We start from the raw sequence: 25,573 nt of genomic DNA, 5'->3' as shown, positions 1-25,573 counted from the left end.
GCAACGTGCACCGTTCCGGTCGAGAGTGCCCGTTCCGCGCGTTTCTCTCGACCGGAACGGAACACCTCCTGTCCGTTCGGCAGCCCGGGGTCAGTTCGGGACGTCGGCCTCTCCGGTTTCGTCGTGGAGGTCCTCGACGTAGCGGTACGAGATCGGTTCCTCGGTGACGTGCCCGAGCGTGAAGACGCGCCGCACGATCTGCCCGTCCTCCTCGACTTCGAGGGTGACCTCCTGGGCATATTCGCCGTTGACGTATTTCAGTTCGTGTTCGGTTCCCGCGGCGATCGGGTTGGCGCCGTAGAAGATCGCCCGGTACGTGTCGTTCTCGCTCATATTCCCTCAATCCCTCAGGTGGCTGGTCGCACACAGCCTACGACCGGCGCGCCCGGGCACAAGGGCCGGGCCGAGCGGATGCCGTTCCCAGCGATTCCGCGTAGGGTCAAGGAAGACGATGCCGCTGGGGCTCGGGTCGAAGGAGTGCACATGGCTGACAAATCACCCAAGAAGGACGCGACCAAGAAGGTCGCCGGAAAATCTCTCAAGGAGAAGCGTGCCGACAAGCACGCCAAGTCCAACGAGACGGCCGAGAAGGCACGGAAGGCCTAGCCTCCGCCCGATTAGTTTCACGCAGTTTCACTGCAGACAGGGTGCTGTCCCGCTTCGGCAGGGCGGCACCCTTCTTCCGTTAAGCCCAGTCGCGCAGAATGCGGGAGACGGCCTCGGAACCCCGGATCTCGACGAGGAGTTCCAGGATCCGGTCGACGACCGCCATCGTCACCGTCCGGCAGACGATGCTGTGGCGGCCCAACTCCGTGAGCCCACCGGCCCGCACCCGGATCACCTCCCAGCCGACCTCGTTCAGGGCCGCATCCTTCTCCCGGTCTGAGGCCTCCTTGAGGCCGCGATGCGCCAGGCCGTCGCGCCCAGGGTCGTCGTATTCGATCGCGATCCGCAGCGCCGGAATGATGATGTCCGGCCAGACCTCGGGCTTTCCGTAGAAGGTGCCGCTGATGCGCACGGCATTGACCCGGTGCGGCAGGCGGATGCGCTCCGCGAGCGCCACCCGCAGCCGTTGCTCGGTCGCGGAGGTGCCGAGCCGCAGCCCGGGCTTCATGAAGGGCACTCCTCCTTCGAAGGCGGCCGCAGGCGCTGCGGCGTTGACGAGGCACTTGGGGCACCCCGAACCGGTCAGGGCCTCACGCACCGTTGCGGTGTACCGGGAGTGTCCCCGCTCGCAGAGCCACTCGTAGACCGCACCGATGCGGGTCTCCCCCGCAATGTCGACGCGGGCACCCGCCGCCGCCCGGCGCACCAACTGGGCCCGGGTGCGCCGGGTCTCGCGCAGCAGGACGCAGAGCGGGCAGTCCCGGTGCAGAGTGATGCGGGCATCCGCTGCCGGGGCACCGTGGCCGCACCGGAACCGCACCGCCGTGCCGCCGCCCGCAGTGCCCGCATCCGGAGTGCCCGCATCCGGAGTGCCCGCATCCGCAGTGCCCGCATCCGCAGTGCCCGCGTCAGCAGCGCCGCCGCCTCCTGCCGGGATGCCTGTGCCGCTCATGCCCCGCTCCCTCGTTCATGGCCGAGGCTACCCGCCACCCCCGACACCGGTCTGCGGATGCCGCGTCAGACCGCCTCGAGCACGCTCACGTAGTTCGCGACGCCGACTCCGCCCATGTTCTGCACGAGCGCACGACGCGGGGCATCGAGCTGCATGGCGCCGGCGGTGCCGGTGAGCTGCATCGCGGACACGACGTGCTGCGACACCCCCGTCGCCCCGACCGGGTGGCCCTTCGCCTTGAGGCCGCCGGAGATGTTGACCGGGAGCCTGCCGCTGCGGTACACCCAGCCCTCCTCGACGGCCCGACGGCCCTCGCCGGGCGGGGTGAGCCCCATCGCCTCGTACATGATCAGCTCGGCGATCGTGAAGCAGTCGTGCACCTCGGCGAAGTCGAGCTCGTCAAGGCCCACCCCCGCCATCCGCAGGGCGCGTTCGAACGAGATCCGGGTCGCCGCGAAGGCGGTGGGGTCGCGGCGGGCGGCGGGCAGGAAGTCGTTGGCCTGGCCGAAGCCGGTGAGCCGCACGGGATCGGTCGCGGCTCCGGAGCGGCGGGGCGCCCCGGTCGTGAGTACGATCGCGGCGGCCCCGTCGGAGACCGGGGAGCAGTCGGTGCGCCGGAGCGGCCCGGCCACGATCGGGTTCTTCTCCGAGACGGTGCGGCAGAAGTCCTCGCCGAGGTCCTTGCGCAGCTGGGCGAAGGGGTTGTCGACGCCGTTGCGGTGGTTCTTGGCTGCGATGGAGCCGAGCACGTCGCCGACGTCTCCGTAGCGCTCGGCGTATGCCTCGGCGACGACCGCGAAGAGACCGGCGAAACCGGATGTCGACGGCTGGCCCGCGAGGTCGTAGTCGGCGCCGAGCAGCGCAGATCCCACCCGCTCGGACGAGGCATCCGTCATCTTCTCCGCCCCGATCACGAGGACGGTCCTGGCCGTGCCGGCGAGCAGGGACTTGACGCCCTGCTGGAACGCGGCCGAGCCGGAGGCGCAGGCGTTCTCGACCCGGGTGGCCGGAACGTACGCGAGCGCCGGGTCTGTCTGCAACGCGAGCGAAGACGCGAAGGCAAGCGGAACGAGCCCGGAGTTGAACTGGCCGAGGTAGATCTCGTCGATCTCGCCGGCGTCGACACCGGAGTTCGCGATCGCCTCGGCGGCGACCTGCACGATCAGGGTCTCGAGGGTGTCGTCGCTGAGTTTGCCGAAACGGCTGTGCCCCCAGCCGGCGAGGAGGACGTCGGTGCCGAATTGTTCCTGGAGGCTCACAGTCGCACTGCTTTCTGGTCGGTTGCGGTGTCGGTTGCGGTGTCGGTTGCGGTGTCGGTTTCCGTCTCCGTCTCCGAAACGGTGAAGTCCGGTTCGGTGCAGGCGCGGAGCTCCTCGAGGGTGACCCCGGGGGCGCGGCGACGCAGCACGAGCCCGGTCTCTGTCACGTCGAAGACAGCGAGGTCGGAGATGATCCGGTTCACGACCCCGACGCCGGTCAGCGGCAGGCTGCACTCGGTCACGATCTTGGAGGCGCCGTCCCGGGCCACGTGTTCGGTCAGCACGACCACCCGCGGGGTTCCCGCGACGAGGTCCATCGCGCCGCCCATTCCCTTGATCATCTTGCCGGGGATCGTCCAGTTGGCGAGGTCCCCGCTGCCGGACACCTGAATCGCCCCGAGGATCGCGACCTTGACGTGGCCGCCGCGGATCATGCCGAACGAGGTCGCCGAGTCGAAGACCGATCCGCCCGGCAGTATCGTCACGGTCTGCTTGCCCGCGTTGATCAGGTCGGCGTCCTCCTCGCCCGCCCAGGGGAACTGCCCCATGCCGAGCAGCCCGTTCTCGCTCTGCAGCGTGACCGAAACCCCCTCAGGCAGGTTGTTGGCGACGAGCGTCGGAATGCCGATGCCGAGGTTCACGTAATCGCCGTCGTGCAGCTCGCCGGCCGCGATCGCGGCCATCTCGTCTCTGGTCCACGTCATGGGGTACTCCCTGGGTGTCGATCGGATGGGGGTGCTTCTGGTGGGTGGGTCGCGGGCTGCTCAGGCCGGCACCGCGACCGCGCGCTCGCGCACGGTGCGCTGCTCGATCGGCTTGGCCCGGGCATCCGCCTGCACGAGGCGTTGCACGTAGACGCCGGGCGTCACGACGTCGTGCGGGTCGATCGCGCCTCGGGGCACGATCTCCTCGGCCTCTGCGATCGTGACGATGCCGGCGGTCGCGACGAGCGGGTTGAAGTTGCGGGCGGTGTACCGGTAGACGAGGTTGCCCTCTGTGTCGGCGCGCCAGGCGTGCACGAGGGCGACGTCGGCGACGATGCCGCGTTCCTGCACGTAGCGGATGCCGTCGAACTCCGCGTGGGGCTTGCCCTCTGCCACGAGGGTGCCGACCCCGGTCTTCGTGTAGAACGCGGGGATTCCCGCTCCCCCGGCCCTGAGGCGCTCGGCGAGGGTGCCCTGGGGGCTGAACTCGACCTCGAGCTCGCCCGCGAGAAGCTGCTCGGCGAAGAGTCGGTTCTCGCCGACGTACGACGCGATCACCTTCCGCACCTGCCCGGTCTCGAGCAGCCGGCCGAGCCCGATCCCGTCGACGCCCATGTTGTTCGAGACGACCGTGAGTTCACGAACACCGGATGCCCGCACCGCGTCGATCAGGTCGGCGGGAATCCCGCAGAGGCCGAAGCCGCCCACCGCGAGCACGATCCCGTCGTGGAGGACGTCCCCGAGTGCGTCGGCCGCGCTGGTCAATACCGTGGACATGGTCGTCTCCTCATTGAGCATTCACTGTGTCCACTCTGTGGACACGCTGTCTGACGCCCATGCTAACTGGGCGGCGAAGACCCTGTCAATCGCGGAAGACCGTGCGTTTCATTGCGCATCCACCCCGTGAACACTAGGCTCACCATCATCCACATTATAGACGCTCAGGAGTCAAGATGACCACGGTTGACGTAAAAGGACCGGGCGGCACCGTGCAGGGCGGCACCGTGCAGGGCGCCCAGGTGACGGCCCGGATCGCCCTGCTGCTCCGGCTCGTGGGCCGCGCGCCGGGCGGGGCGGCGCTCTCCGACATCGTGCGGGACTCCGGCCTGACCCGGCCGACCGTGCACCGCCTGCTCAGCTCGCTCGCCGCGGAGGGGCTGCTCGACCACGATCCCGTGCGACACACCTGGCACTACGGGCCCGAGATCTTCGTGATGGGGGTCGTCGCCGCCGACCGATACCCGATCGAGGAGCTGGCCCGGCCGAGCCTGCGCAGGCTCGCCGAGGAGACCGGCGAGAGCGCCTTCCTCTCCATCCGCCGCGGCGCGGAAACGGTGTGCCTGCTGCGGGAAGAGGGCAGCTTCCCGATCCGGTCGTTCGTGCTGCACGAGGGCGTGCGTTTCCCGCTCGGCGTGGCCTCCGCCGGGCTCGCGATCCTCGCGTACCTGCCGGAGGACGAGGTGACGGCGTTGCTGGGCGGCGGGCTCGCGGAGGCCTGGGGTCCGGCGCACACGGTGGCGGGCATCCGCTCGAACCTCGAGCTCACCCGCACCACGGGGTATGCGGTCAACCCCGGGCTGATTCTGGAGGGCAGCTGGGGTATGGGAGCGGCGATCTTCGACCGGTCCGGCCGGCCGGCGTGGGCGCTGTCCGTGACCGGGATCGAGCCCCGGTTCCGGCCGGAGCGGCAGGATTTCCTCGGCCGCCTGCTCCTCGAAGAGGCGAACCGGATCACCCAGGCGTTGCAGAAGCCCGGCCCACTCGCGCACTGACCCGCGCATCCACCACGTGTCGCCGAGTATCCCCGTGGGTTGAATTCACCCCGGAAACGGCAAAAGGACCGGGGCCGATGGGCCACGATCCTTCTGTCTTGCCGGTGGAGCTAAGGAGATTCGAACTCCTGACCTTCTCATTGCGAACGAGACGCGCTACCAACTGCGCCATAGCCCCCAACCGCTTATGAAGAATATCACGCGTTGGGCCTCGTTCTGAGCACACCCCGTGCGCGGCGACCTCCGGGCGGAATCCCGGCGGAACCGGGCGCCTCGTCCGAGTGCCTACCCGGCGGCGCGGCGGCGGCGCAGAACGGCGTCGAGGTCGGTCATTCCCGGCTCCGTCTCGCCGACGATGCCCATCGACGCGAAGCGGCTGACCGGTGCGGTGGCCGTTGCCTTGCCCGCGACTGCGACCGGCCCGGTCTTCGTGACCGGCCTTGTGCCCGCGTTCGTGCCCACGTTGCTGCCCAGGCTGCTGCCCTGGGCGAAGATCGTCCCGGTGTGCCGGAGCGGCGTGACGGCGACCTGGAGCTGCTCGGCGCGGCGGGCCACCTCGGCTTCCGCTGCTGCCCGGCGGAGCTGCGCGGCAGCATCCGCTGACGCCATGGCGACCTGGGCGACCGTGCCGGGGGCGAGGTGCAGCGGGCGGGGCAGCGGGTGCGGCGTCCAGGTCTGCACGGGAACGGGGGTCTCCTCGAACTGCACGGGTTCGAAGTCCTGCCCGACGAGCGGCCGGGAGCGGGCTTCGGCGACGGCGGGGCCCGCGGCGACGGACCGGGCCCTGGCCTGCGCACTGGTGCGGGCGAGCCGGTTGAGGGTGCCGAACGCGAGGAGGCCGGAGGGGGCACCGACGGCGAGGAGGACGACCGATCCGCCGGAGACCAGGGCGACGAGACCGAGCGTGACGGCCAGGAGGCCGCCGAGGAGCACGAGGGTCGCGACGGCACGCAAGCGGCGCACGCGCCGGCTCCTGGCCGCTGCGTGCCCGATGACGGTGGACTGGGCGGCGCGTTGGGCAGCGGCCTGCACCGCGGCGACCTGCGCGGCTGCCGCGCGTTCTGCTGCGGCCTGGGCGGCGACCGCGCGCCGGGCGGAACTCGCGGCGGCCATCACGGCCTTTGCCTCGACGCGAGCGTCCTCCTCGGCCTGCGCGAGCAGCTTCTGCTGGGTCACGACCGTGCGGGCGTTCGCCTCGAGTCGGACCTCCTGCGGAATCTCGGAAGTCTCCGCGAGGATACGCATGGTCTGCTGCAACCGAACCGCATTGCGTTCGATCGTGAGATATTGGCGTCGTCGGGTCCAGGTCGGCATCAAATAGGCCACCCAGAGCACGGCGGCGACCCCCACCATGACTCCGCCACCCAGGACCTCGCTACTCATGCTCCCTACGGTATGAGTCCGGGGCCGTTCCGGCGCTGATTAGACGGGGTGTGTCCGCCGACTCGCCGGTGAATCGACGATTCTTTTTGCGCGGCGTCTCTTTCTGCGCGGGGTTGTGGTTCGATGCTCAGTACTCGGTCACACCGAGCGGATGCGCCGCCGCGGCCCGGTCCGTCGGGGTCACCGCCGCAGCATCGGCAGGAGCCGCCCCGTCACGCCAGCGCCGCAGCACGCCCTGGCGCACTTCCTCGGCCACGAGGGCGAAGCAGAAGTGGTCGCGCCAATCGCCGTTGATGTGGATGTAGCGGCGGCGGAGGCCCTCGTAGCGGAAGCCGAGCTTCTCGACGACGCGGAGGGAGGGGCCGTTCTCCGGCCGGATGCAGATCTCCATCCGGTGCAGTCCGAGCTGCCCGAAGCAGTAATCGGTCGCGAGGGCCACGGCGATCGGGGTGATCGAACGACCGGCGAACTCCTCGGCGACCCAGTACCCGATCGTCGCGCTCGACAGCGAGCCCCAGCTGATCGAGGAGACGTTGAGCTGGCCGGCCAGCCGGCCCTGGAATTCGATCACGAACGGCAGGCCGTTGCCGGTGCGCGAGTGCGCGAGCAGGCTGCGGATGCTCGCGCGGGTGTCGAAGGACATCGGCGCGTACGGGCTGGTCGCCTCCCAGGCACGCAGCCAGCCTCTGTTCTCCATCAGGGAGCGTTCGAGGTTTTTGTCATCGCGCAGCCGGATGGGACGCAACGTCACATTACCGTCGAAGAGCGTCGGAATCGCGATCGCCACAACCTGCCTGTCTACTCGGATTCAACTGGTGTTCCCCCACTGTAGTCACCCGGATCAGTCCTCGAGTCACCCGGATCAGTCGAGGGTGGCGGCGAATCCCTTGAGCCATGGGCGCAGGTCGGGACCGAGGTCTTCGCGGTCGACGGCGAGCTGCACGATGGCCTTGATGTAGTCGAGCCGGTCGCCGGTGTCGTAGCGGCGGCCGCGGAAGATGACGCCGTAGACGCCGCCCGTGGTCTCGGGGTTCACCGCCATCTCCTGCAGGGCGTCGGTCAGCTGGATCTCGTTGCCCTTGCCCGGCTCGGTGTGCTCGAGCACACCGAAGACCGAGGGACGGAGCACGTACCGGCCGATGATGGCGAGGTTCGACGGGGCATCCGCTTCTGCGGGCTTCTCGACGAGGCCGGTGATGCGCACGACATCGGGGTCGTCTGTCGGTTCGATCGCGGCGCAGCCGTAGAGGTGGATCTGCGAGGGCTCGACCTCCATGAGCGCGATGACGCTCGTGTTGCGTTCGACCTGCTCGGTGAGCATCTTCTCGAGCAGCGGATCGCGGGCGTCGATGATGTCGTCGCCGAGGAGCACGGCGAAGGCCTCGTTTCCGACGTGCATCTTCGCGCGGAGCACCGCGTGGCCGAGGCCGAGCGGGTCGCCCTGGCGTACGTAGTGGATGTCGGCGAGGTCTGTCGCGTAGCGGACCTTGGCGAGCCGGTCCCTATCGCCCTTCTTGATGAGCACGTCCTCGAGCTCGGTCATCCGGTCGAAGTGGTTCTCCAGGGCGTTCTTGTTGCGCCCGGTGATCATCAGTACGTCGTTCAGGCCGGCAGCGACGGCCTCTTCGACGACGTACTGGATCGCCGGTTTGTCGACGACGGGGAGCATTTCCTTCGGCATGGCTTTCGTGGCCGGGAGGAAGCGAGTTCCCAGACCAGCGACGGGAATGACGGCTTTCGTGATGCGTGTACCCATGGGCCCTACGTTATCGGCATCTAGGATGACTTATATGGACTCCGAGACCGTTCACCGAAAGCGGGCGCTCCGCGCCGAACTGCGTGAGCGCCGGCAGAACATGACCTCGGTCGAGACGGATGCCGCGACGGCGGGCTTCACCGCGAACCTGCAGAGCATCGTCGTCGACCTCAGCGCCCGCTACATTTCCTGCTACCTGTCCGCCCGGAACGAACCCAATACCCGGCCGTTCGTGAACTGGGCTGAGGCCCAGGGCATCCGGGTGCTCTTCCCGGTCTCCCGGGACGACGGCCTGCTCGACTGGACCGTCGGCGAGGACCAGACCGAGTACCAGGGCATCGCCGGGACGCCGGAGGCCGCGGGCAGCCTGCTCGGGCCGATCGCGATCAACGACGTCGACCTGATCATCGTTCCCGCGGCCGCCGTCGACACGACCGGTTTGCGGATGGGCTGGGGCCGTGGCTACTACGACAAGACCCTCGGCTCGATGGAGAAATGTCCCCCGGTCTACGCCGTCGTCTTCGACAACGAATATGTCGACTCCGTGCCGCGCGAAGTGCACGACCAGCCCGTCGACGGCCTTGTCACGCCAACGCGCATCATCACCTTCTAACTCATCCACCCTCACGTTCATCTATTTCAATCAGGGATCCCGGCGCGCGCCGGGTTCCCACAGCCGGAGTTTCAGTGCCTACCTATTCCTACCGTTGCACCGAGTGCGACACCGCGTTCGACATCCAGCAAGCCTTCACCGACGACACGCTGACCGTCTGCCCGACCTGCGGCGGCAAGCTGCGCAAGGTGTTCTCCTCGATCGGCGTGAGCTTCACGGGTTCAGGCTTCTACCAGAACGACTCCCGCTCGGACGCGAAGGCGGCCCTGCAGGCGCACCCGAAGAAGCACGCCAAGTCGCACGCGGACACCGCGTCGCACGGCGAGAAGAGCTCGCACTCCGACAAGGGTTCCGACAAGGGTTCCGACAAGCCCAAGAAAGCCGAGAAGTCGGAGAAGAAGTCGGGCGGGTCTTCCGAGAAGTCGGGCGGGTCTTCCGAGAAGTCGGGAGGGGCTTCCGCCGGCTCGTCTTCGTCGTCGTCGTCCAGCTCCCCGTCAACCACGAGCGCGGCTCCGGCCGCAAAATCTTAGGAGTATCCCCATGATCCAGGGCTTCAAGGAATTCATCATGCGCGGCAACGTGATCGAACTCGCGGTCGCTGTCGTCATCGGCGCGGCGTTCACTTCGGTCGTCAACGCCATCGTCACGGGCATTTTCAACCCGCTGATCGCGGCGATCTTCACGTCGGACAGCCTCGCAAATTCCATGGTCGTCACCCTGCCGGGGGACGCGAAACTGTCCTTCGGGCTCGTGCTCGCGGCGATCATCAACTTTCTGCTCGTCGCGGCCGTCGTCTACTTCGTGTTCGTGATGCCGCTCAACAAGCTCAAGGAGGCGCAGGAACGCCGCCGCGCCGCCGGCCTGCCGCCGAGGGACGCGACCATTCCCGCGACCGAGCTCGACCTGCTGACCCAGATCCGCGACCTCCTCGCCGCGGACGCTGCGAAGCCCGTCACCGGCCAGTCCCCGAGGTAACTTCCCTCCGGCGCGCCTGCCGTACCGTCAGAAGCACGTAGGCGAAAGCGGATGCGCGGCGCGGGTCACCAGTGCGGCGGGCGGTCCCGACGCAACTGGGCCTCGTTCGCGCTCCGTGACGGCTCGGTTCCGGCGACGTGCGGTGCGACGCCGCCCTCTTCGCGCAGGACCGGCGGGTGCGGGTTCGGATCCGTATCGGGCGCAGGCGTCAGGCGCGCCCGGCGGGCTCCTCCGCGGGCTTTCACGACCGACTGGCGCGGCGCTGGCGCTGGGTTCGCCGGATCGAGTCCATGAGACCGGTCCGCGGCACTCTCCGAAGTCTCGACCCAGTCGTCGGTGTCCTTCACGAGACGCTCCTCACAGCCACGCAGCTCACGCGTGCGGATACTCCGCTGCCGGCGGCGTGGGGGGTTTGACGCCGACGAGGCCGGCGACGCGGGTGGCGACGGCGTCCGGGTTGCTGAAGAGTTCAAAGGAGTGCACCCGCAGGTAGTGCCAGCCGAGTCGCCGCAGCACCTCTGGCCGGAGCCTCAGCGACTCGCGCAGGCTCGCCCGGTCGACGACGGCATCCGTTTCGACGACGACGGCGCGGCCGGCGTGGGAGCCGGCGAGGGCGAGCTTGCCGCGGTGGCCGAGGGTCACGGTGACGCCGAGGCGTTCGAGGCGCTGGGCGAGGTCGACGAGCATCGGCTCGGTGGCATCGGGGACCTGCGCCTCGTTGTGCCGGGCCTCGGTCTCGCTGAGCACCTGGGCGAGGGCGAGGATGCCGTGGCGCTGGCGGTCCTCGTCGATGTCGGCGGGGCGGAAGCAGGAGACGATGTCCATGGCGCGGCGGGCGCGGGTCATGCCGATCGCGAGGAGGCGGTCGCCGCCGGGTTCACCGAGCGATCCGAAGTTGGTCAGCAAGCGGCCGTGCGGGGTGCGGCCATAGCCGATGGAGAAGATCACCCGGTCGCGACTCTGGGCGACGGCCTGTTCGAGGGTGAGCACGGTGAACGGCTCCGCCCGGTCCTTGAGGATGAAGTCGGCCAGGTCGGTGCGCTTGGAGAACGCGGAAAGCACCGCCTGGTGTACGCGCACGGCGTGGCGCGCGCTCGCGGTGATCACCATGAGCGATTCGCGCGGGCGCTTGACGGCGTGGTCCAGCACGAGGTCGACGACCTTGGTGACCTCGGCGTCGACGCTCTCGACGGCTCCGCTGTCGGCGTCGGGCATGCCGTGGCCGCCCGCGACGTAGTTCAGGGTGAGGCTGCCGTGACCGAGGTAGCTGCCTGCCCACGGGAGGGAGTCGATGCGGCCGCCGTAGAAGCGGTGGTTGACGAGTTCCGTGAGGTCTTCGCCGCCGGCCCGGTAGCTGCGGGTCAAGGTGAGGGTGGGCAGCAGTTCGCCAAGGCGGGCGAGGGCGGAGTCCGCGTGCAGGGCGTCGACGTTGGTTTCGCGCTCTGCGCGGTCTGCGAGGCTGACGCGGCTGACGCGCGCGTTGGCGTTCGTGCCGCCGCCGGCATCCGTGATACCGGTCTCGAACGGCGACGGCGTCTGGGTGACGGGGTCGCCGAAGGCCACGATCTGCTTGCCACGACGGATGGCGCCGACGTTCTCGGCGAGGGTCGTCGCGCCGGCGTCGACGAGGAGCACGGCGTCGAAGTGCTGGTCATCGAGCTTGGAGACCTCGTATGGCGAGGCGAGCCAGACCGGGGCGAGCACGCGGCCGAGGTGCGGGGCCGCCTTGTTCAGGCGGGACGGGGTCGCCCGGTCGGCGCGCAGCATCCGGCGAAGACGGTCGGCCTCCTCGGGCCAGTCGACGATGCCGATTTTCCAGGTTTCGGCGAGGAGCCAGCCGAGGCGCTGCCCGGTCGTGGACGCGTGCGCCTCGTCGACGAGGCGGAAGTCGGCCTCGAGCCGGTCGAGCACCTGGGTGTTGGCGTTCAGGAGCGCCTTGTCTGCCCCGAGCATGGTCTCGAGCACGGACTGCCACCAGGCGAGCTCGAGCTCGTTGGCGACGTTCTCCTCTGAGACGTGCCGCTTCGCGAGGTCGGTCATGAGCGGGTCGAGGTTGTGTTCGCGCAGCGTCGCGAGCAGCGCGGTGCGCTCGTGCAGGTTGGCGAGCACCTCGCTCTCGGCGGCGAGGCCGGAGATCGTGTAGATCAGCTCCTTCACCGGGCGCATCGCGAGCTGCCGGTTCGTGCCGGTGTTGCGCAGCGGGATGTCGAGGGCCGCGAGGTCCTCGGAGACGCGCTGGAAGGCGACGTGCACGTCGGAGATCCCGACGGGCACCTCGGGCATGACGCCGGCGACGACGTAGCGCTGCCAGAGGGTGCGCTGCTGCTGGATCCGGCGGAGGCTGTCGTTCAGGTCGGTGACGTGCACGCCCGGCCGCAGGTATTCTTCGGCGAGGCGGCGCAGGCGCCGTCGGCTCGTACCCGTCATGTCCGGAGAGTCGCGGCGGGCGGACGTCGCCGAGATGAGCTCGGTGAGCGAACGGTCGAACACGGCCGGCTGGAACTTGTCCAGCGTGTCGCGAATGTCGAGCAGCAGCCGCAGGTACACGCCGAGTTCTGCGATCGTCTCGAAGGGCCGCAGCCGGGTCTGCCCGACGAGGCCGGCGGCACGCTCGAGCAGGCGAGGCAGCTCGACCTGGTTGACCCGTTTGGCGAGCTGGTGGGCAGCGGATGCCTCGGCCGGCACCGCGAAGGACGCCCCGTACCAGGGCGAGTCGCCTGGCCCGTAACGGAACTGGCCGAGCGCGGCCGCCTTGATCAGCGTCTGCGCTGCGGTCGCCCGGTTCTGGGCGAGGCGCTCGAGCGCGTGCCGCTCGAGCCGGGCGGTCGTCGACGGCGGGGAGGACAGCTGTGCGAGCCTCGCGAGCTCGCCGAGGGCGTCGAGTAAGGAGACGCCGAGGGCAGGGTCGCGCCGGGTGAGGGCGCCGCGGTAGTCGAGCAGCACCTTGCGGAGCCGCACGAGGGCGTCGTCGACGTCGCCGACCATCGGCTGGACGGCCTTCTCGTTGCGGGTGATCGAGGCGATCAGGTCGCGGCGCAGCAGCCGTGGAGTGACGGCGACGCCGGGGAGGCCGACCTGGGTGAGGCGCTGGTTGATGCCGTCGAGGCTCGAGCGTCGGGCGCTCACGACGAGAACACGCTTGTGCTGGGAGATCAGGGAGCCGATCGCGTTGACGATCGTCTGGGTGCCCCCGGTGCCGGGCAGGGTCTTGACGACGAGCGAGTTCCCGGCCGCGATCTGCGCGACGACGTTCTCCTGTTCGGGGTCGGCGTCGAGCAGCAGCACGTCGGTCGCGGGCGGCCGGGAGTCCTGACCGATCGGCACGACGGGGTTGTATGCGCCCTCGATGGCCTGGCGGGCGCTCGGGTTCCCCGCGATCGCGTCGAGCAGCGGATGCTCGAGGTGCGCCGCATCCGCCTTCATGGCCCGGCCGACGTCTGCGAAGGACGAGGCGACGAGGCGTGGGGTGACGTTGAACCAGGGCAGGTGCGAGGTGAGGCCGCGGAGGCGGTCGATGACGGGCTGCGGTTTGAAGGCGCCGTTGGTCACGGCGAGCGCGACGAAGGCGTCGGCGTCGAGGGTGATCTGGAACTGCTCGTGCAGCGCGCGGCCGAGTTCGGGATTCAGGAACGGCTGGCCCTTGAGCTTGAGCTCGAAGTCGCGACCGTAGCGGCGGATCGCGAGCGGGCGGAGCAGCACCGGGCCGAGGAAGTCGACGTCGCCGAAGCGCCATTCGGCGAGGCCGATGCCCAGGTGCACCGATTCGATGCCGCGCATGGAGCGCAGTTCGATGCCCTTCTGGGTGATCTCACCGGCCGCGAGGCGGGCGTTGCGCAGCGCGAGTTCGTCGCGGATGAGGTTGGAGAGCAGGGTGGACTTGCCGGTGATGAACTGCGGGAGTCCGCCGGGGTGGGCCTGGCTCAGTTCGATGCGGGTGCGCGGCTCGTCGGCGAAGTGCAGCAGCGGTGAACGCCCGCCGATCTCGGCGAGTTCGGTGCGCCAGCGGTTCCAGACCGGCTCGGCGATGTTTCCCGCGACGACCGAGGGATCCCCGAGGCTCACGGTCTGCGGGGAGACCGCATTCCGCGGCTCACCCGACGGAGCATCCGGGTTGGTCGACAGGATGTCGTCGTCATCTTGTTTTCTATCGAGGCGCCACACACCGACACCCTAAGTCCGGAAAACACCGTTCGGCCGCAGGCTCCCCGGGTTTCGCGGGGATTCGCGGGAAAACCCGCGGATTTGTCGTGTTTACCAACCGGCGTGCTGGAGCGTGCGCTGGCGGGTGCTGCGGCCGGTGCGCTGAACGAGGACACCCCTGGTGATTCGAAGTCGACCGGGCTTGCGAGAATGGGGAAATGAAACTCCCCCTGGTCGAACTCCACCTGCACATCGAGGGCACTCTCGAACCGGAGCTCATCTTCGAGCTGGCCGAACGTAATGCCGTCGTCCTGCCTTGGGCGACCCTGGCGGAGTTGCGGGCGCAATACGAGTTCACCGATCTGCAATCCTTCCTCAATCTGTACTACCACAACCTCGACGTCCTGCGCCAAGCCGCCGATTTCACGGACCTGACCCGGGCCTACCTCACCAGGGCCGCTGACGCGGGGGTGCGGCACGCCGAGATCTTCTTCGACCCGCAGGCGCACACGAGCCGGGGCATCCCGTTGTTGACCGCGCTCGGCGGGGTGGCGGATGCCCTCGGCACCTCGGTCGCGTCCTGCGGCATCTCGACGAAACTGATCGTGACGTTCCTGCGCGACCGGCCCGCCGACGAGGCGCTGCAGATCCTCCGCGAGATTCTCGCGAGCGGGTACACGATCGACGGTGTCGGACTCGACTCCGCGGAGGTCGGCTACCCGCCGGAACTGTTCGAGGAGGTCTTCGCGCTCGCCGCGGCGAACGGGCTGCGCCGGGTCGCGCACGCCGGCGAGGAGGGCCCTCCCGAGTATGTCTGGAGCGCGCTCGACCGGCTCGGGGTGGAGCGGATCGACCACGGCATCCGCAGCCTCGAGGATCCCGCGCTCGTCGAACGGCTCGTGCGCGAGCGGGTGCCGCTCACGGTCTGCCCGTTCTCGAACGTGCGGCTGCGTGCGATCGACACGCTCGCGGACCACCCGATCGTGCGGATGCTCGACCTCGGCCTGCTCGCGACGGTCAACTCGGACGACCCCGCCTACTTCGGCGGGTACATCGACGACAACCTCGCGGCGCTCGATGCCGAGTTCGGACTCGGTCCTGACCGGCTCGCCCTCCTCGCCCGGAACGGGATCGAGGCCTCGTTCCTCGATCCGGCCGAGAAGGCCGCCCTTTACGCCGAGGTCGACGCCTGGCGCTCCGCCCAGTCGTAGCCCGGGCTACAGCCAGTTGTTCTTTTTGAAGACGCGCCAGAGGACGAAGCCGCCCGCGACCATCAGCCCGAGGGCATAGGGGTAGCCGTACTCCCAGTGCAGCTCCGGCATGTTCTCGAAGTTCATCCCGTACACGGTTCCGACGAGGGTCGGCGCGAACAGGATCGCCGCCCAGCTCGAGATCTTCTTGACCTCTTCACTCTGGGCCAGGCCCGTCTCCGAGAGGCGCCGGGTCTCGTCGTTCTGTCGCTGGGTGACGAGGGTCGAGTGCACGATCAGCGCGTTGTCGAGGATCTGCCGGAAGGCCGAGCCGCGCTCGTTGATCCGCAGCACGTGGTCGAGCACGTCATCGAGGTGGTGGTGCAGCTCGACCTCGACGTTGTACTTCGCGAAGCCGCGCTTGAGGGCCTCGAGCATGCCGATCAGCGGCTGGGTCGCCCGCTGGAACTCGATCACTTCGCGGGACAGGTCGTAGATGCGCCGCGCGACCTCGGGGTCGCCGTCGAAGATCTCGTCTTCGATCTCGTCGATGTCGTTCTCGAGGCCGGCGATCACGGGCGCGTACTCGTCGACGAGCTGGTCGAAGATCGCGTAGAGCACCGCCTCGGGGCCGAGGGCGAGGAGCCTCGGTGTCGACTCCATCCGTGCGCGCACCTTCGCGAGGTCCGGGGATTCGGCGTGGCGGATGGTCACGACGAAATCGGGCCCGACGAAGACGTGCAGTTCGCCGAATTCGACCCGCTCCTCGGCGTCGATGTACCGGGCCGGGCGGAGCACCACGAAGAGGATGTCGTCGAACCGTTCGAGCTTGGAACGCTGGTGGCCCTTGAGTGCGTCCTCGACCGACAGGTGGTGCAGGTTGAACTCCGCGGCGATGGAGCGCAGCTCGGCTTCTTCTGGCCGGTACATCCCGATCCAGGCGAAGCCGCCGCATTCGGTCAGAGTCGCATAGGTCTCGTCGAGGGAGGCAGGCGTCGCGAGTCGTCGCCCGTCCACGTAGACCGCGTTGTCAATCAGTGTCATGGTTCTCCTCGGGCCGGTAACCAGTGTGCCACCGGCCGTGTGTCGCAGTGCGCAGGGGCACGACGGACATCGGGTGCCGGGTACGGACATCCGCGGCCCCTGTGCGGGCCACGCTTGTCCGTTTCGGCCACACTTGATGCATGGAACCCATCGGCGAGGTGATCGTCATGGTCGCGCCGCGTTCACCAACGGATGCCGCCGACCGAGCCCTGCTGGCGGCGACCGCCGCCTGGGCGCTCGGTCTGAACCCCGCAAGCGTGCGGGTCGCGCGCCGCTGCCCCCGCTGCGGGAGCGCCGATCACGGGGTGCCATACCTAGCGGCCGTACCCGGGTCTGCGCCGCACCCGGCCGCACACCTGAGTCTCAGCCGGGCGGGCGGCCACGTCGGCGTCGCGGTGAGCTTCGCCGGGCCGGTCGGCGTCGACATCGAAAGCGTGGACGCCGTCGCCCGCTCCCCCCTCGCCGACGTCGCTCTGTCTCCTCGCGAGCGGGCGGCTGATGCCGCAGACCTCGCCGGAATCTGGTGCGCCAAGGAGGCGATTCTGAAGTCGACCGGCGACGGCCTCCGCGTCGATCCGCGCGACCTCACCCTCGCCCCAGCCACACCGGCCGGGTTCGGCCCGGCGCTCGCCTCCTGGCCCGGCGCCGGCGTCCCCCTCGCCGACATCCTCCTCGCACGCTTCGACCCCGGCGCCGGACTCAGGCTCCTCGGCCGCGTCGCCGTGCTCGCCCGTCCCGGAACCGGCGCCGCGTCTCAGCCGACCCTCCGTCTGCTCGCCGCCCCTGACCTCAGAGCTTGGGGAGGGCGGTCCGGTAGATCCAGCGGTCGATGATGCGGCGGATCTCTTCGCTTCCGGTGTGGATCGAGACGAACTCGACAAAGGCATCCGTCGAGACGAGGCCGTGCCGGTTCGCGCGGGTCCAGGCCCGCAGGGTGTCGAAGAAGACCTCGTCGCCGAGGTAGCGCCGCACGGCGTGCAGGGCGAGCGCACCGCGCTTGTAGACCCGGTCGTCGAACATGTCGTGCGGCCCGGGATCGCCGACGAGGAGGTCCTGCGGCTGCGCCTCGAGCCTGCCACGGTGGTACACCGCGTTCTGCTCCGCGGTGCGTCCGCCGGTGTGTTCGCCCCAGATCCATTCCGCGTAGCAGGCGAAGCCCTCCTGCAGCCAGATGTCGCGCCACGCGGCGGCGGTGAGGCTGTTGCCGAACCACTGGTGCGCGAGCTCGTGGGCGATCAGGCGGTCGCTGCCATGGTTGCCGTCGACGTGGTTACGACCGAACACGGCGAGGCCGTGCGCCTCGAGCGGGATCTCGAGCACGTCGTCCGTCACGACGACCGAGTACCCCGGGAACGGGTACGGGCCGAAGCTAGCGCTGAACACCGAGACCATCTCGCCGAGCCTGCCGAAGTCGACGCCGACGTTGTGCGCGAGGTTCGACGGGAAGTGCAGCGTGATCGGCACCGGGGCCGGGCCACCCGCCGCAACCGGCGGCAGCACGCTCGAACGGTACCGGCCGATCATCACGGAGGCGAGGTAGGTCGCCATCGGCTCGACGACCTCGAAGGTCCACCTGGTGTGGCCCGAGCGGGTCGACTTCCCGGTGAGCGTGCCGTTCGAGACCACGGTGTACGGCGTCTCGCAGCTCACCGCGATCCGATACGTTGCCTTGTTGCTCGGGTGGTCGTTGCAGGGGAACCACGACGCGGCCCCGCACGGCTGCCCCGCGACGAGCACGCCGTCGAGCAGTTCCTCCCAGCCGACCTCTCCCCAGATGCTGCGCAGCGGATGCGGCGCCCCGCGATACCGCACGGCGATCTCGAACCGTTCCCCGGCTTCCATCGTCGTCAGCGGGTTCACCACGAGCTTGCGGCCGGTGTGCACGAACTTGCGCGGCCGGGCGCCGTTTACCGTGACCCGGTCGACGCTCAGCCCGTCGAAGTCGAGGCTGAACCGGTCCAGGCGCGTCGTCGCCACGAGGGTGATCGTCGCGGTCGCGCGCAGCTGGTTGGTCGCGACCCGGTAGTCCAGGTCGAGGGCATAGTGCAGCGCCCGGTAGCCGCCGTTGCCCGCGCCGATCAGGTATGGATCGCCGGCCGAACCGGCGCCGATCGTCGTCGGGATGTTGAGGGCGACCTTGCCGGACGAACCGGCAGAGCCCTTGCCTGCGCTATTCTTCCCGCCGGTCTGCGGGCTCACGGTGTCCACGGCAGTCTGCGCCACGGCGAGATCGGGTTCCCAGACCAGACCGACCCGGCCGGTACCCGCTCGCCGCGCATCACGAGAGAGGCAGGTCCGACGGTCGCTCCGGCGTCCACCGATGCGGCGGGCAGGATCACGCTGTGCGGTCCGAGGGTGGCCCCCTCGGCGAGCGCGACCCGGTCGAGCTGCATGATCCGGTCGTGGAACAGGTGCGTCTGCACGACGCAGCCCCGGTTCACGGTGACCCCGTCGGCGAGGGCCACCAGGTCCGCTTCCGGCAGCCAGTAGGTCTCGCACCAGACGCCGCGGCCCACCCGGGCCCCGATCGTGCGCAGGAACATCGACAGGGCGGGGGTCCCGGCTGCCTTCGCCGCGAACCACGGCCGGGCGACCATCTCGACGAAGGTGTCCGAGACCTCGTTGCGCCAGATGAACGATGACCAGAGCGGATGCTCGCTCACGGAGATCCGCCCGACGAGCGCCCACTTGGCGAGGCTCGTCACGACCGCGGCGACGGCACCGGCCGCGAGGAGCACGATCCCGCCCAGAAGGATCGCCCAGCCGAGACCGAGCCCGATCCAGAGGGCGTCGAGCGCGGCGAGCACGCCGAGGGCGATCAGCCCGGTCACGATGACCGGCACGATCCGCAACACCTCCCAGAAGGCACGGGCCGTGCGGAGACGGGCGGACGGCCGGAAGGTGCGCGCCTCGTCGACATCCGTCACGAGCCGTCGGAGTCGCTCTGGCGGGTTGCCGAGCCACGACGACCCGCGCTTGGCCTTGCGCGGCGTGGAGGAGAGTACGGCGACGAGCCCGTTGCGCGGCACCGTGCGGCCGGCGCCGGCCATGCCGCTGTTGCCGAGGAAGGCGCGGCGGCCGACCTTCGCCGGCCCGATGTGCATCCAGCCGCCGCCGAGTTCGTAACACGCGACCATCGTGTCGTCGGCGAGGAACGCGGCGGGCGCGATCGTCGTGAGCGCGGGAATGAGCAGCACGGTCGACGCCTCGACGCCCGCGCCGACCTTCGCGCCGAGCAGGCGCAGCCAGACCGGTGTGAGCAGGCTCGCGTACACGGGGAAGAGCAGCGTGCGCGCGCCGTCGAGGATGCGCTCGGTCATCCAGACCTGCCAGCCGAACCGACTGCGCACCGGGTAGTAGCCCTCGCGGAGCCCGATGCCGAGGGCACGCACGGCGAGCACGACGAGCAGCGCGTACACGAGCCCGGCGACCACCACGGCGAGCGGCATCATCAGCGCGGCCCGGCCGAGCGCGAGGCCCAGGGTGCCGGCGTCGCCGATCGCGGCACCGACGAGGAGGGCGGCGAGAATCACCGCGACCGCGGGCATCGCGGTCATGCCAAGCGCGCCGAGGGCGTATCCGGCAAGCCAGCGCCGGCCGCGCGGCGGGTGTTCGGCCGGCCAGGCGCCGCGGGCGGCCCCGACCCGGGTGGCGGGCGAACCGGCCCAACGTTCGCCCTCCGGCACGTGGCCGGACACGGCGGCGCCGGGTTCGATCACCGCGCCCTCACCGATCACCGCTCCGCCGAGGAGGATGCTGCGCGCGCCGATCGTGGCGCCGGCGCCGATCTTCACCCGGCCGATGCGGAGCACGTCGCCGTCGATCCAGTAGCCGGACAGGTCGCTCTCGGGTTCGATCGCGGCGCGCTCGCCGATGGACAGCATCCCCGTCACGGGCGGGAGCGCGTGCAGGTCGACGCCCGGCTCGATGCGGGCGCCGAGGGCCCTCGCGTAGTAGCTGATCCAGGGCGCTCCGGCGAGGCTCACGGCGTCGACGAGCAGGGACACCTGCTCGGCCAGCCAGAGCCGCAAGTGCACGGATCCCGCCCGCGGGTAGGCACCCGGCTTCACCCCGCGAAGGAGGAGCCGGGACGCGAGCACCGAGAGCGCCATCTTGCCCGGCGGGGTGACGAAGACGAGGAAACCGGCGAGGATCCACCACCAGGACAGGGTCGGCGCGAACGTGGCGCCGCCCGCGGCGAGCAGGTTGTTCGCCGCCGCGAGGTAGACGAGCCAGCGGGCGCCGACGAGCGCGTGCAGCGGGATGCCGAGCAGGGTCTGCAGGAGCTGGCTGCGGAACGGGACCGGAAGCACGATGCGCGCCGCGGCCACCACCGCCGGGGTGCGGGAGTCGAGTTCGGCGGCGAGCGCGCCGATCCGGGGATGGTCGTAGATGTCGTTGACCCGGGTGTCCGGATAGCGCTCGCGGAGCGCGGAGACGAACTGGGCGGCCGTGAGCGAGCCACCGCCGTGGGCGAAGAAGTCGGCGTCCGGACCTTCGACGGTGGACCCGAGGATGGCAGCCCACTTCTCGGCGAGCCAGGCCGCCGTCGGAGACAGCAGGCCGGCATCCGTGTCGTCGCCCGTCGCCGGGAGCGGCCAGGGCAATGCTGCCTTGTCGACCTTGCCGGAGACCCGCGTCGGCAGCTCGTCGACGACGGCGAGCAACGGCACGAGGGCGGCGGGCAGTTCCTCCCGCAGGCGGACGGTCGCCTGGGCGCGGTCGAAGGCGGATGCCGCATCGACGAGTGCGAGGTAGCCCACGAGCACCTGGTTCCCGGCCGGGGTGCGCTGCACGACCGCGGCGGCCCCGGCGACGCCCGGCAGGGTGCGCAGGGCGGCCTCGATCTCGCCGAGCTCGATGCGACGGCCGCCGAGCTTGACCTGGTCGTCGGCGCGGCCGACGAAGACCAGGCCGGCCGCCTCGAAGCGCACGAGGTCGCCGCTCCGGTAGGCGCGCGGCCAGCCGAGGCCGGCGTGCGGCGCGTACTTCTCGGCGTCCTTGGCGGGGTCGAGGTAGCGGGCGAGACCCACTCCCCCGATGATGAGTTCCCCGGTCTGGCCCTCGGCGACGCGGGCACCCGCGGAATCGACGACGGCGAGGTCCCACCCGTCGAGGGGCAGGCCGATCCGGATCGGCGCGCTGCCGTCGAGCAGCGCGGCGCACGCGACGACGGTCGCCTCGGTCGGACCGTAGGTGTTCCAGACCTCGCGGCCCCTGGCCTGCAGCCGGTCGGCGAGTTCGGGCGGGCAGGCTTCGCCGCCGAAGATGAGCAGGCGCACCCGTTCGAGGGCTTCCTCTGGCCAGAGAGCGGCGAGGGTCGGCACCGTCGACACGATCGTGATCCCGTGGGCGATCAGCCACGGACCGAGGTCGACGCCGCTGCGCACCAGCGAACGGGGAGCGGAGACGAGGCAGGCGCCGCCCCGCCAGGCCAGCCACATCTCCTCACAGGAAGCGTCGAAGGCGACCGAAAGGCCCGCGAGCACCCGGTCGGCGGGGCCGATCGGGTCGGCCCGGAGGAACAGTCCGGCCTCGGCGTCGACGAACGCCGCCGCAGAGCGGTGCGAGACGGCGACGCCCTTCGGCACCCCCGTCGAACCGGAGGTGAAGATGACCCAGGCGTCGTCGCTGCCGCGGGGCAGGGTGCGCTGGGTGTGCGCGAGGGTCAGGTCCTCCTCGGGCGGCAGCATCCGCTGCCTGAGCATGACGTCGTCCACCGCCGGCCGGAACTCGAAAACGCCGCCGCGGCCGATCACGCCGACGACACGGGCCTCGCTGAAGACCAGGTGAGCGCGTTCCTCAGGGTCGTCGGCGTCGACGGGGACATAGGCGGCGCCGACCCGCAAGGTCGCGAGGATGGACACGTAGAGTTCGCGGGTTCCGGAGGGGATGCGGATGCCGACGGTATCCCCGCGGCGCACGCCGGCCTGGCTGAGGGCGAGGGCCTGCTCGTTGACGAGGTGCCGGAGCTGCCGGTAGCTGACGGTGCCGACCTGGTCCTCGAGGGCGAGGGCGCCCGGGTGCAGCGCAGCCGTCGCGAAGAGGATGTCGATGAGGGTGCGGGGCTCGGCGGTGCGCGATCCGGCCTCGAGCACGGCCTGGGCGCCGGCCTGCGCGCCGGCCTGGGCTGCGGCCTGCGCGGCGCCCTGCGGGACGGGGGTCTCTGTCACGCTCGCTCCTCGGCTCGGGACGCGGTGCTCGGCACTGCACGACGATTCCCCAGTGTAGAACAGGCGTGTGACGCCGGGGTGTCGAGCAGCACCTCGGTCAGAGGGGGTCCCCAGCGGATGCCGCCCGGCCCAGCTCGGGGCCGAGCGCGTCGAGCTCCTCGCCGCCGGCCATCAACCCCGTCAGCGCTTCGAGCGTGATCGCGTCGCGCGGGAACTCGCCGAGGCTCGTGCCGTGACGGAGCACGAGGAACCGGTCCCCGACGGCCCAGGCGTGATTCGGGTTGTGCGTGATGAACACGATGCCGATGCCGCGGTCGCGGGCCCGCGCGATGTACCGCAGCACGAGGCCGGCCTGGGTGACGCCGAGCGCGGACGTCGGTTCGTCGAGGATGACGAGTTTCGCGCCGAAGTGCACGGCGCGGGCGATCGCGACGGCCTGGCGTTCCCCGCCAGAGAGAGTGCCGATCGGCTGGTCGACGTCGCGGAGGGTGATGCCCAGGGTCGCGAGGCTGTCCCGGGTGGTCGCCCGCATCGCGGCGACGGCGAGGCGGCGGAATGGACCGCGACCGACCGTCTCCTCGGCTCCGAGGAAGAAGTTGCGCCAGACCGGGAGCAGCGGCACGAGGGCCAGGTCCTGGTAGACCGTCGCGATGCCGAGGGAGAGCGCGTCACGAGGGCTCCCGAAGTGTTGTTCGACGCCGTGAGCGAGGAGGGTGCCTTCGGTGTGCCCGTGCGCCCCGGCGAGAACCTTGATGAGTGTGGACTTGCCCGCGCCGTTGTCGCCGAGCACGCAGAGCACCTCGCCGGCTCCGATCGAGGCCGTCACCCCACTCAGTGCGCGCACCGAACCGTAGCTCTTGCCGAGACCGCGGACCTCGAGAAGGGGCGTCCGGGCATCCGCCGCCGTGCCCAGGGGCCCCGCCGCGGTCATGAGCGCTCACCGGCCTGGCGGCGCACCCAGAGGTTGACGAGTACCGCGAGCAGCAGCATGCCGCCGAGGAAGGCCTTGAGCCAGTTGCTGTCCCACTGGGCGAAGACGATGCCCTGGAGCGCCATGCCGTAGATGAGGGCGCCGAGGGCCGCGCCGATCGCGGAGCCGAACCCGCCGGTGAGCAGGCAGCCGCCGACGACGGCGCAGATGATGTAGACGAATTCCTGGCCGATGCCCGTCGTTGCCTGCACGGTCGACACGTCGAAGAGCTGGAGCATGCCGACGAGCCAGGCGGCGCCTGCGGTCGTGAGGAAGAGCCCGAACTTCACCCGGCGCATGGGCACGCCGACCTGGCGTGCGCTTGCGGCCTGGCCGCCGACCGCGAAGACCCAGTTGCCGAAGCGGGTGCGCAGCAGCACCCAGGTCGCGAGCGCGGTCAGCAGGATCCACCAGACGATCGAGATCTTGACGTCCATGCCGAACAGCGGGAACGAGGAGCCGAAGAGCACCCGGGCCTGGTCGAAGCAGGTGACGGCTCCAAGGCCCTGGATCGCGACGGTTCCGGTGAGCAGTTTGGTGACGGCGAGGTTCAGGCCCTGCAGGATGAAGAAGGTTGCGAGGGTCACGATGAAACTCGGCAGGCCGGTCGAGGTGACGAGCCATGCGTTGAATGCCCCGACGAGGAGGGCGGCGGCCAGCGCGAGCACGAGGGCGAGCCACACGTTCATGCCCCACTGCGTCGTCGCGATGCCGACGATCAGGCCGGTGGTTCCCGTCATCGCGCCCGCGGAGAGGTCGAACTCTCCGCCGATCATCAGGAGCGCCACGGCGACGGCCATGATCCCGAACAGCGACGACGAATACAGCCAGGTTGCGACGCCGGCCGGTGTCAGAAAGGCGGATGTCGAGATCGAGAAATACAGGAAGATCCCGAACGCGGCGACGAACGCCCCAACCTCGGGGCGGCGCAGCAGCCCGGTCATCGGGTTCCGTGTGCCGCGTAGGTAGCGACCTGCGCCGCGTTCTCCTTCGTCACGAACCCGGGGCCGGAGAACACCGGCTGGCCGCCGCCGACGACGTCGCCGTTGCGCTTCTGCAGGGTGAGGAACACCACCGGAAGGTAGCCCTGGGAGTAGGGCTGCTGGTCGACCGCGAACAGGATCGAGCCGGCTTCGATGAGCTTCGTCACATCTTTGGACACGTCGAAGGTCGCGAGCTGCGCGTGGCTGCCCGCGTCGGTGATGGCCTGGCTCGCGGCGACGGCGATGCCCGGGTTCAGGCTGAGCACACCGTCGATCGTCGGGTCGGCCAGGAGCGTGCTCTTGATCGTGTTCTGGGCGTCCGCGAGGTTGGCGATGTCGACCTGCACGTTGGTGACCGGGCTGCCGAGTCCGGCGGCGGCTCCCCGGCAGCGGTCCTCGAGGCCCGTGTTGCCTGCCTCATGGATCACGCAGATCACCTTCGTGGCTCCCGCCTTGGCGAGGCGCTCCCCCGCGGCTTGTCCTGCGGCGTACTCGCTCTGGCCGACGTGGGTCTGGGCACCGAAGGCGAGGGACTCCTCGAGTCCCGAGTTGATCGTGATCACCGGGATGCCGGCCGCCACGGCCTTCTCGACGGAGGCCTTGACCCCTTCGGGGTTCGCCATCGAGACGATCAGGCCGTCCGGATGCGTCGCGACGGCAGAATCGATCAGCTGGCTCTGACGCACGGGGTCGCCGTCGCCCTGGTACGTCACGGTCGCGCCGAGGTCGGTGCCAGCCTGCTCTGCGCCGCTCTTGACCACGTCCCAGAACGCGTCTCCCGGGTTTCCGTGGGTGACCACCGCAATGGTCGTCTTCCCGGCGGATGCCGCATCCGATCCGGTCACGGTGCTCCCGTTCGTCGAGCATCCGGTGAGGGCGAGCGGAAGCAGGACCAGGGCCGTGAGCCCGGCGAGCAGGCTGGTTTTGTGCAACATCGGTGGGTCGTCCTTCGGGGCCAGTCATCAGCCAGCTGCCGGAGCTCGGCAGACGGGCGGGACGCCGCTGAGGATGACCCTCCTGAATCTTAGGCTGCAGTGCTGCGCTGCTCGTCCG

The 25,573-nt window shown here is 69.9% G+C and carries 23 protein-coding genes and 1 tRNA gene; 7 read left to right on the top strand and 17 right to left on the bottom strand.

The genetic code is table 11. From position 1 onward, the window contains the following. Positions 1 to 90: 90 nt before the first annotated feature. Positions 91 to 333, bottom strand: a complete 243-nt coding sequence (locus RCH22_RS00355) for a hypothetical protein (RefSeq protein WP_327012349.1) — start codon at positions 331 to 333, stop codon at positions 91 to 93. Between the two features lie 150 nt (positions 334 to 483). Here RCH22_RS00355 and RCH22_RS00350 point away from each other — a divergent pair, with 150 nt between their 5' ends. After that, complete coding sequence (locus RCH22_RS00350; protein WP_255453709.1) at positions 484 to 606, top strand: hypothetical protein; 123 nt, start codon at positions 484 to 486, stop codon at positions 604 to 606. Positions 607 to 685: 79 nt separating this feature from the next. Here the strand turns inward: RCH22_RS00350 and RCH22_RS00345 are convergent, their stop codons facing one another. The 4 genes from RCH22_RS00345 to RCH22_RS00330 form a co-directional block, all read right to left on the bottom strand. Then, positions 686 to 1,558, bottom strand: a complete 873-nt coding sequence (locus RCH22_RS00345; protein ID WP_327012348.1) for a hypothetical protein — start codon at positions 1,556 to 1,558, stop codon at positions 686 to 688. Between the two features lie 65 nt (positions 1,559 to 1,623). Next, complete coding sequence (locus RCH22_RS00340; protein ID WP_327012347.1) at positions 1,624 to 2,817, bottom strand: acetyl-CoA acetyltransferase; 1,194 nt, start codon at positions 2,815 to 2,817, stop codon at positions 1,624 to 1,626. Continuing rightward, on the bottom strand, positions 2,814 to 3,521 hold the full coding sequence (locus RCH22_RS00335; protein ID WP_327012346.1) for a CoA transferase subunit B: 708 nt from the start codon (positions 3,519 to 3,521) through the stop codon (positions 2,814 to 2,816). Before RCH22_RS00335 ends, RCH22_RS00340 begins: the two co-directional genes overlap by 4 nt. A 60-nt stretch (positions 3,522 to 3,581) precedes the next feature. Continuing rightward, a complete protein-coding gene (locus RCH22_RS00330) occupies positions 3,582 to 4,298 on the bottom strand; it encodes a CoA transferase subunit A (protein ID WP_327012345.1) in 717 nt (238 codons plus the stop codon). 176 nt (positions 4,299 to 4,474) lie between these two features. Here RCH22_RS00330 and RCH22_RS00325 point away from each other — a divergent pair, with 176 nt between their 5' ends. Further along, on the top strand, positions 4,475 to 5,293 hold the full coding sequence (locus RCH22_RS00325) for an IclR family transcriptional regulator (RefSeq protein WP_327012344.1): 819 nt from the start codon (positions 4,475 to 4,477) through the stop codon (positions 5,291 to 5,293). Between the two features lie 105 nt (positions 5,294 to 5,398). On the opposite strand, the gene RCH22_RS00320 is transcribed toward RCH22_RS00325, so the two are convergent. From RCH22_RS00320 to galU, 4 genes are all read right to left on the bottom strand, one after another. After that, a tRNA-Ala gene (locus RCH22_RS00320) sits at positions 5,399 to 5,471 on the bottom strand. A gap of 107 nt (positions 5,472 to 5,578) precedes the next feature. Then, entirely contained in the window at positions 5,579 to 6,676 is a 1,098-nt protein-coding gene (locus RCH22_RS00315; RefSeq protein WP_327012343.1) for a hypothetical protein, read from the bottom strand. 127 nt (positions 6,677 to 6,803) lie between these two features. Further along, the gene (locus tag RCH22_RS00310) at positions 6,804 to 7,463 is read right to left on the bottom strand and encodes a GNAT family protein (RefSeq protein ID WP_327012342.1); all 660 of its coding nucleotides are present in this window, start codon (positions 7,461 to 7,463) and stop codon (positions 6,804 to 6,806) included. A 75-nt stretch (positions 7,464 to 7,538) separates the two neighbouring features. Beyond that, complete coding sequence (galU, locus tag RCH22_RS00305; RefSeq protein WP_327012341.1) at positions 7,539 to 8,432, bottom strand: UTP--glucose-1-phosphate uridylyltransferase GalU; 894 nt, start codon at positions 8,430 to 8,432, stop codon at positions 7,539 to 7,541. Positions 8,433 to 8,466: 34 nt separating this feature from the next. Between galU and RCH22_RS00300 the strand changes: the two genes are divergently transcribed. The 3 genes from RCH22_RS00300 (at position 8,467) to mscL (ending at position 10,020) form a co-directional block, all read left to right on the top strand. Further along, the gene (locus RCH22_RS00300) at positions 8,467 to 9,045 is read left to right on the top strand and encodes a 5-formyltetrahydrofolate cyclo-ligase (RefSeq protein ID WP_327012340.1); all 579 of its coding nucleotides are present in this window, start codon (positions 8,467 to 8,469) and stop codon (positions 9,043 to 9,045) included. A 74-nt stretch (positions 9,046 to 9,119) separates the two neighbouring features. Next, the gene (locus tag RCH22_RS00295) at positions 9,120 to 9,575 is read left to right on the top strand and encodes an FmdB family zinc ribbon protein (RefSeq protein WP_327012339.1); all 456 of its coding nucleotides are present in this window, start codon (positions 9,120 to 9,122) and stop codon (positions 9,573 to 9,575) included. A 10-nt stretch (positions 9,576 to 9,585) separates the two neighbouring features. Then, positions 9,586 to 10,020 carry a large conductance mechanosensitive channel protein MscL gene (gene mscL, locus RCH22_RS00290; protein WP_327012338.1) on the top strand — a complete coding sequence of 145 codons (435 nt, stop codon included), beginning with the start codon at positions 9,586 to 9,588 and terminating at the stop codon, positions 10,018 to 10,020. A gap of 65 nt (positions 10,021 to 10,085) precedes the next feature. Here mscL and RCH22_RS00285 read toward each other — a convergent pair whose 3' ends face one another. Both RCH22_RS00285 and RCH22_RS00280 read right to left on the bottom strand, forming a co-directional pair. Then, positions 10,086 to 10,367 carry a hypothetical protein gene (locus RCH22_RS00285; RefSeq protein ID WP_327012337.1) on the bottom strand — a complete coding sequence of 94 codons (282 nt, stop codon included), beginning with the start codon at positions 10,365 to 10,367 and terminating at the stop codon, positions 10,086 to 10,088. Positions 10,368 to 10,392: 25 nt separating this feature from the next. Next, positions 10,393 to 14,181, bottom strand: a complete 3,789-nt coding sequence (locus tag RCH22_RS00280; RefSeq protein WP_327012336.1) for an AAA family ATPase — start codon at positions 14,179 to 14,181, stop codon at positions 10,393 to 10,395. A gap of 197 nt (positions 14,182 to 14,378) precedes the next feature. Here RCH22_RS00280 and RCH22_RS00275 point away from each other — a divergent pair, with 197 nt between their 5' ends. Continuing rightward, positions 14,379 to 15,371, top strand: coding sequence for an adenosine deaminase (locus RCH22_RS00275; protein WP_327012335.1), 993 nt, complete (start codon positions 14,379 to 14,381; stop codon positions 15,369 to 15,371). 6 nt (positions 15,372 to 15,377) lie between these two features. Here the strand turns inward: RCH22_RS00275 and RCH22_RS00270 are convergent, their stop codons facing one another. After that, positions 15,378 to 16,394 (bottom strand): magnesium and cobalt transport protein CorA, encoded by a 1,017-nt coding sequence (locus RCH22_RS00270; RefSeq protein ID WP_134558253.1) that lies wholly within the window; start codon positions 16,392 to 16,394, stop codon positions 15,378 to 15,380. Between the two features lie 140 nt (positions 16,395 to 16,534). Here RCH22_RS00270 and RCH22_RS00265 point away from each other — a divergent pair, with 140 nt between their 5' ends. Beyond that, positions 16,535 to 17,227, top strand: a complete 693-nt coding sequence (locus RCH22_RS00265) for a 4'-phosphopantetheinyl transferase superfamily protein (RefSeq protein ID WP_327012334.1) — start codon at positions 16,535 to 16,537, stop codon at positions 17,225 to 17,227. Here RCH22_RS00265 and RCH22_RS00260 read toward each other — a convergent pair. The 5 genes from RCH22_RS00260 to RCH22_RS00240 form a co-directional block, all read right to left on the bottom strand. Then, on the bottom strand, positions 17,184 to 18,617 hold the full coding sequence (locus RCH22_RS00260; RefSeq protein WP_327012333.1) for a M1 family metallopeptidase: 1,434 nt from the start codon (positions 18,615 to 18,617) through the stop codon (positions 17,184 to 17,186). The genes RCH22_RS00265 and RCH22_RS00260 overlap by 44 nt on opposite strands. Next, positions 18,590 to 22,492: a Pls/PosA family non-ribosomal peptide synthetase gene (locus tag RCH22_RS00255; RefSeq protein ID WP_327015419.1), complete on the bottom strand. Its 3,903-nt coding sequence runs from the start codon at positions 22,490 to 22,492 to the stop codon at positions 18,590 to 18,592. Before RCH22_RS00255 ends, RCH22_RS00260 begins: the two co-directional genes overlap by 28 nt. Positions 22,493 to 22,664: 172 nt before the next feature. Further along, the gene (locus tag RCH22_RS00250; RefSeq protein ID WP_327012332.1) at positions 22,665 to 23,498 is read right to left on the bottom strand and encodes an ATP-binding cassette domain-containing protein; all 834 of its coding nucleotides are present in this window, start codon (positions 23,496 to 23,498) and stop codon (positions 22,665 to 22,667) included. Continuing rightward, positions 23,495 to 24,481, bottom strand: a complete 987-nt coding sequence (locus tag RCH22_RS00245) for an ABC transporter permease (RefSeq protein WP_327012331.1) — start codon at positions 24,479 to 24,481, stop codon at positions 23,495 to 23,497. The genes RCH22_RS00250 and RCH22_RS00245 overlap by 4 nt, the downstream gene beginning before the upstream one ends. Then, the gene (locus RCH22_RS00240) at positions 24,478 to 25,455 is read right to left on the bottom strand and encodes a sugar ABC transporter substrate-binding protein (RefSeq protein WP_327012330.1); all 978 of its coding nucleotides are present in this window, start codon (positions 25,453 to 25,455) and stop codon (positions 24,478 to 24,480) included. The genes RCH22_RS00245 and RCH22_RS00240 overlap by 4 nt, the downstream gene beginning before the upstream one ends. Between the last annotated feature and the right edge of the window lie 118 nt (positions 25,456 to 25,573).

The sequence above is a fragment of the Cryobacterium sp. GrIS_2_6 genome, assembly GCF_035984545.1.
Classification (GTDB): Bacteria; Actinomycetota; Actinomycetes; order Actinomycetales; family Microbacteriaceae; genus Cryobacterium.
The sequence above is the reverse complement of the archived record's forward strand: the minus strand, read 5'-3'. Positions and strand labels throughout refer to the sequence as shown.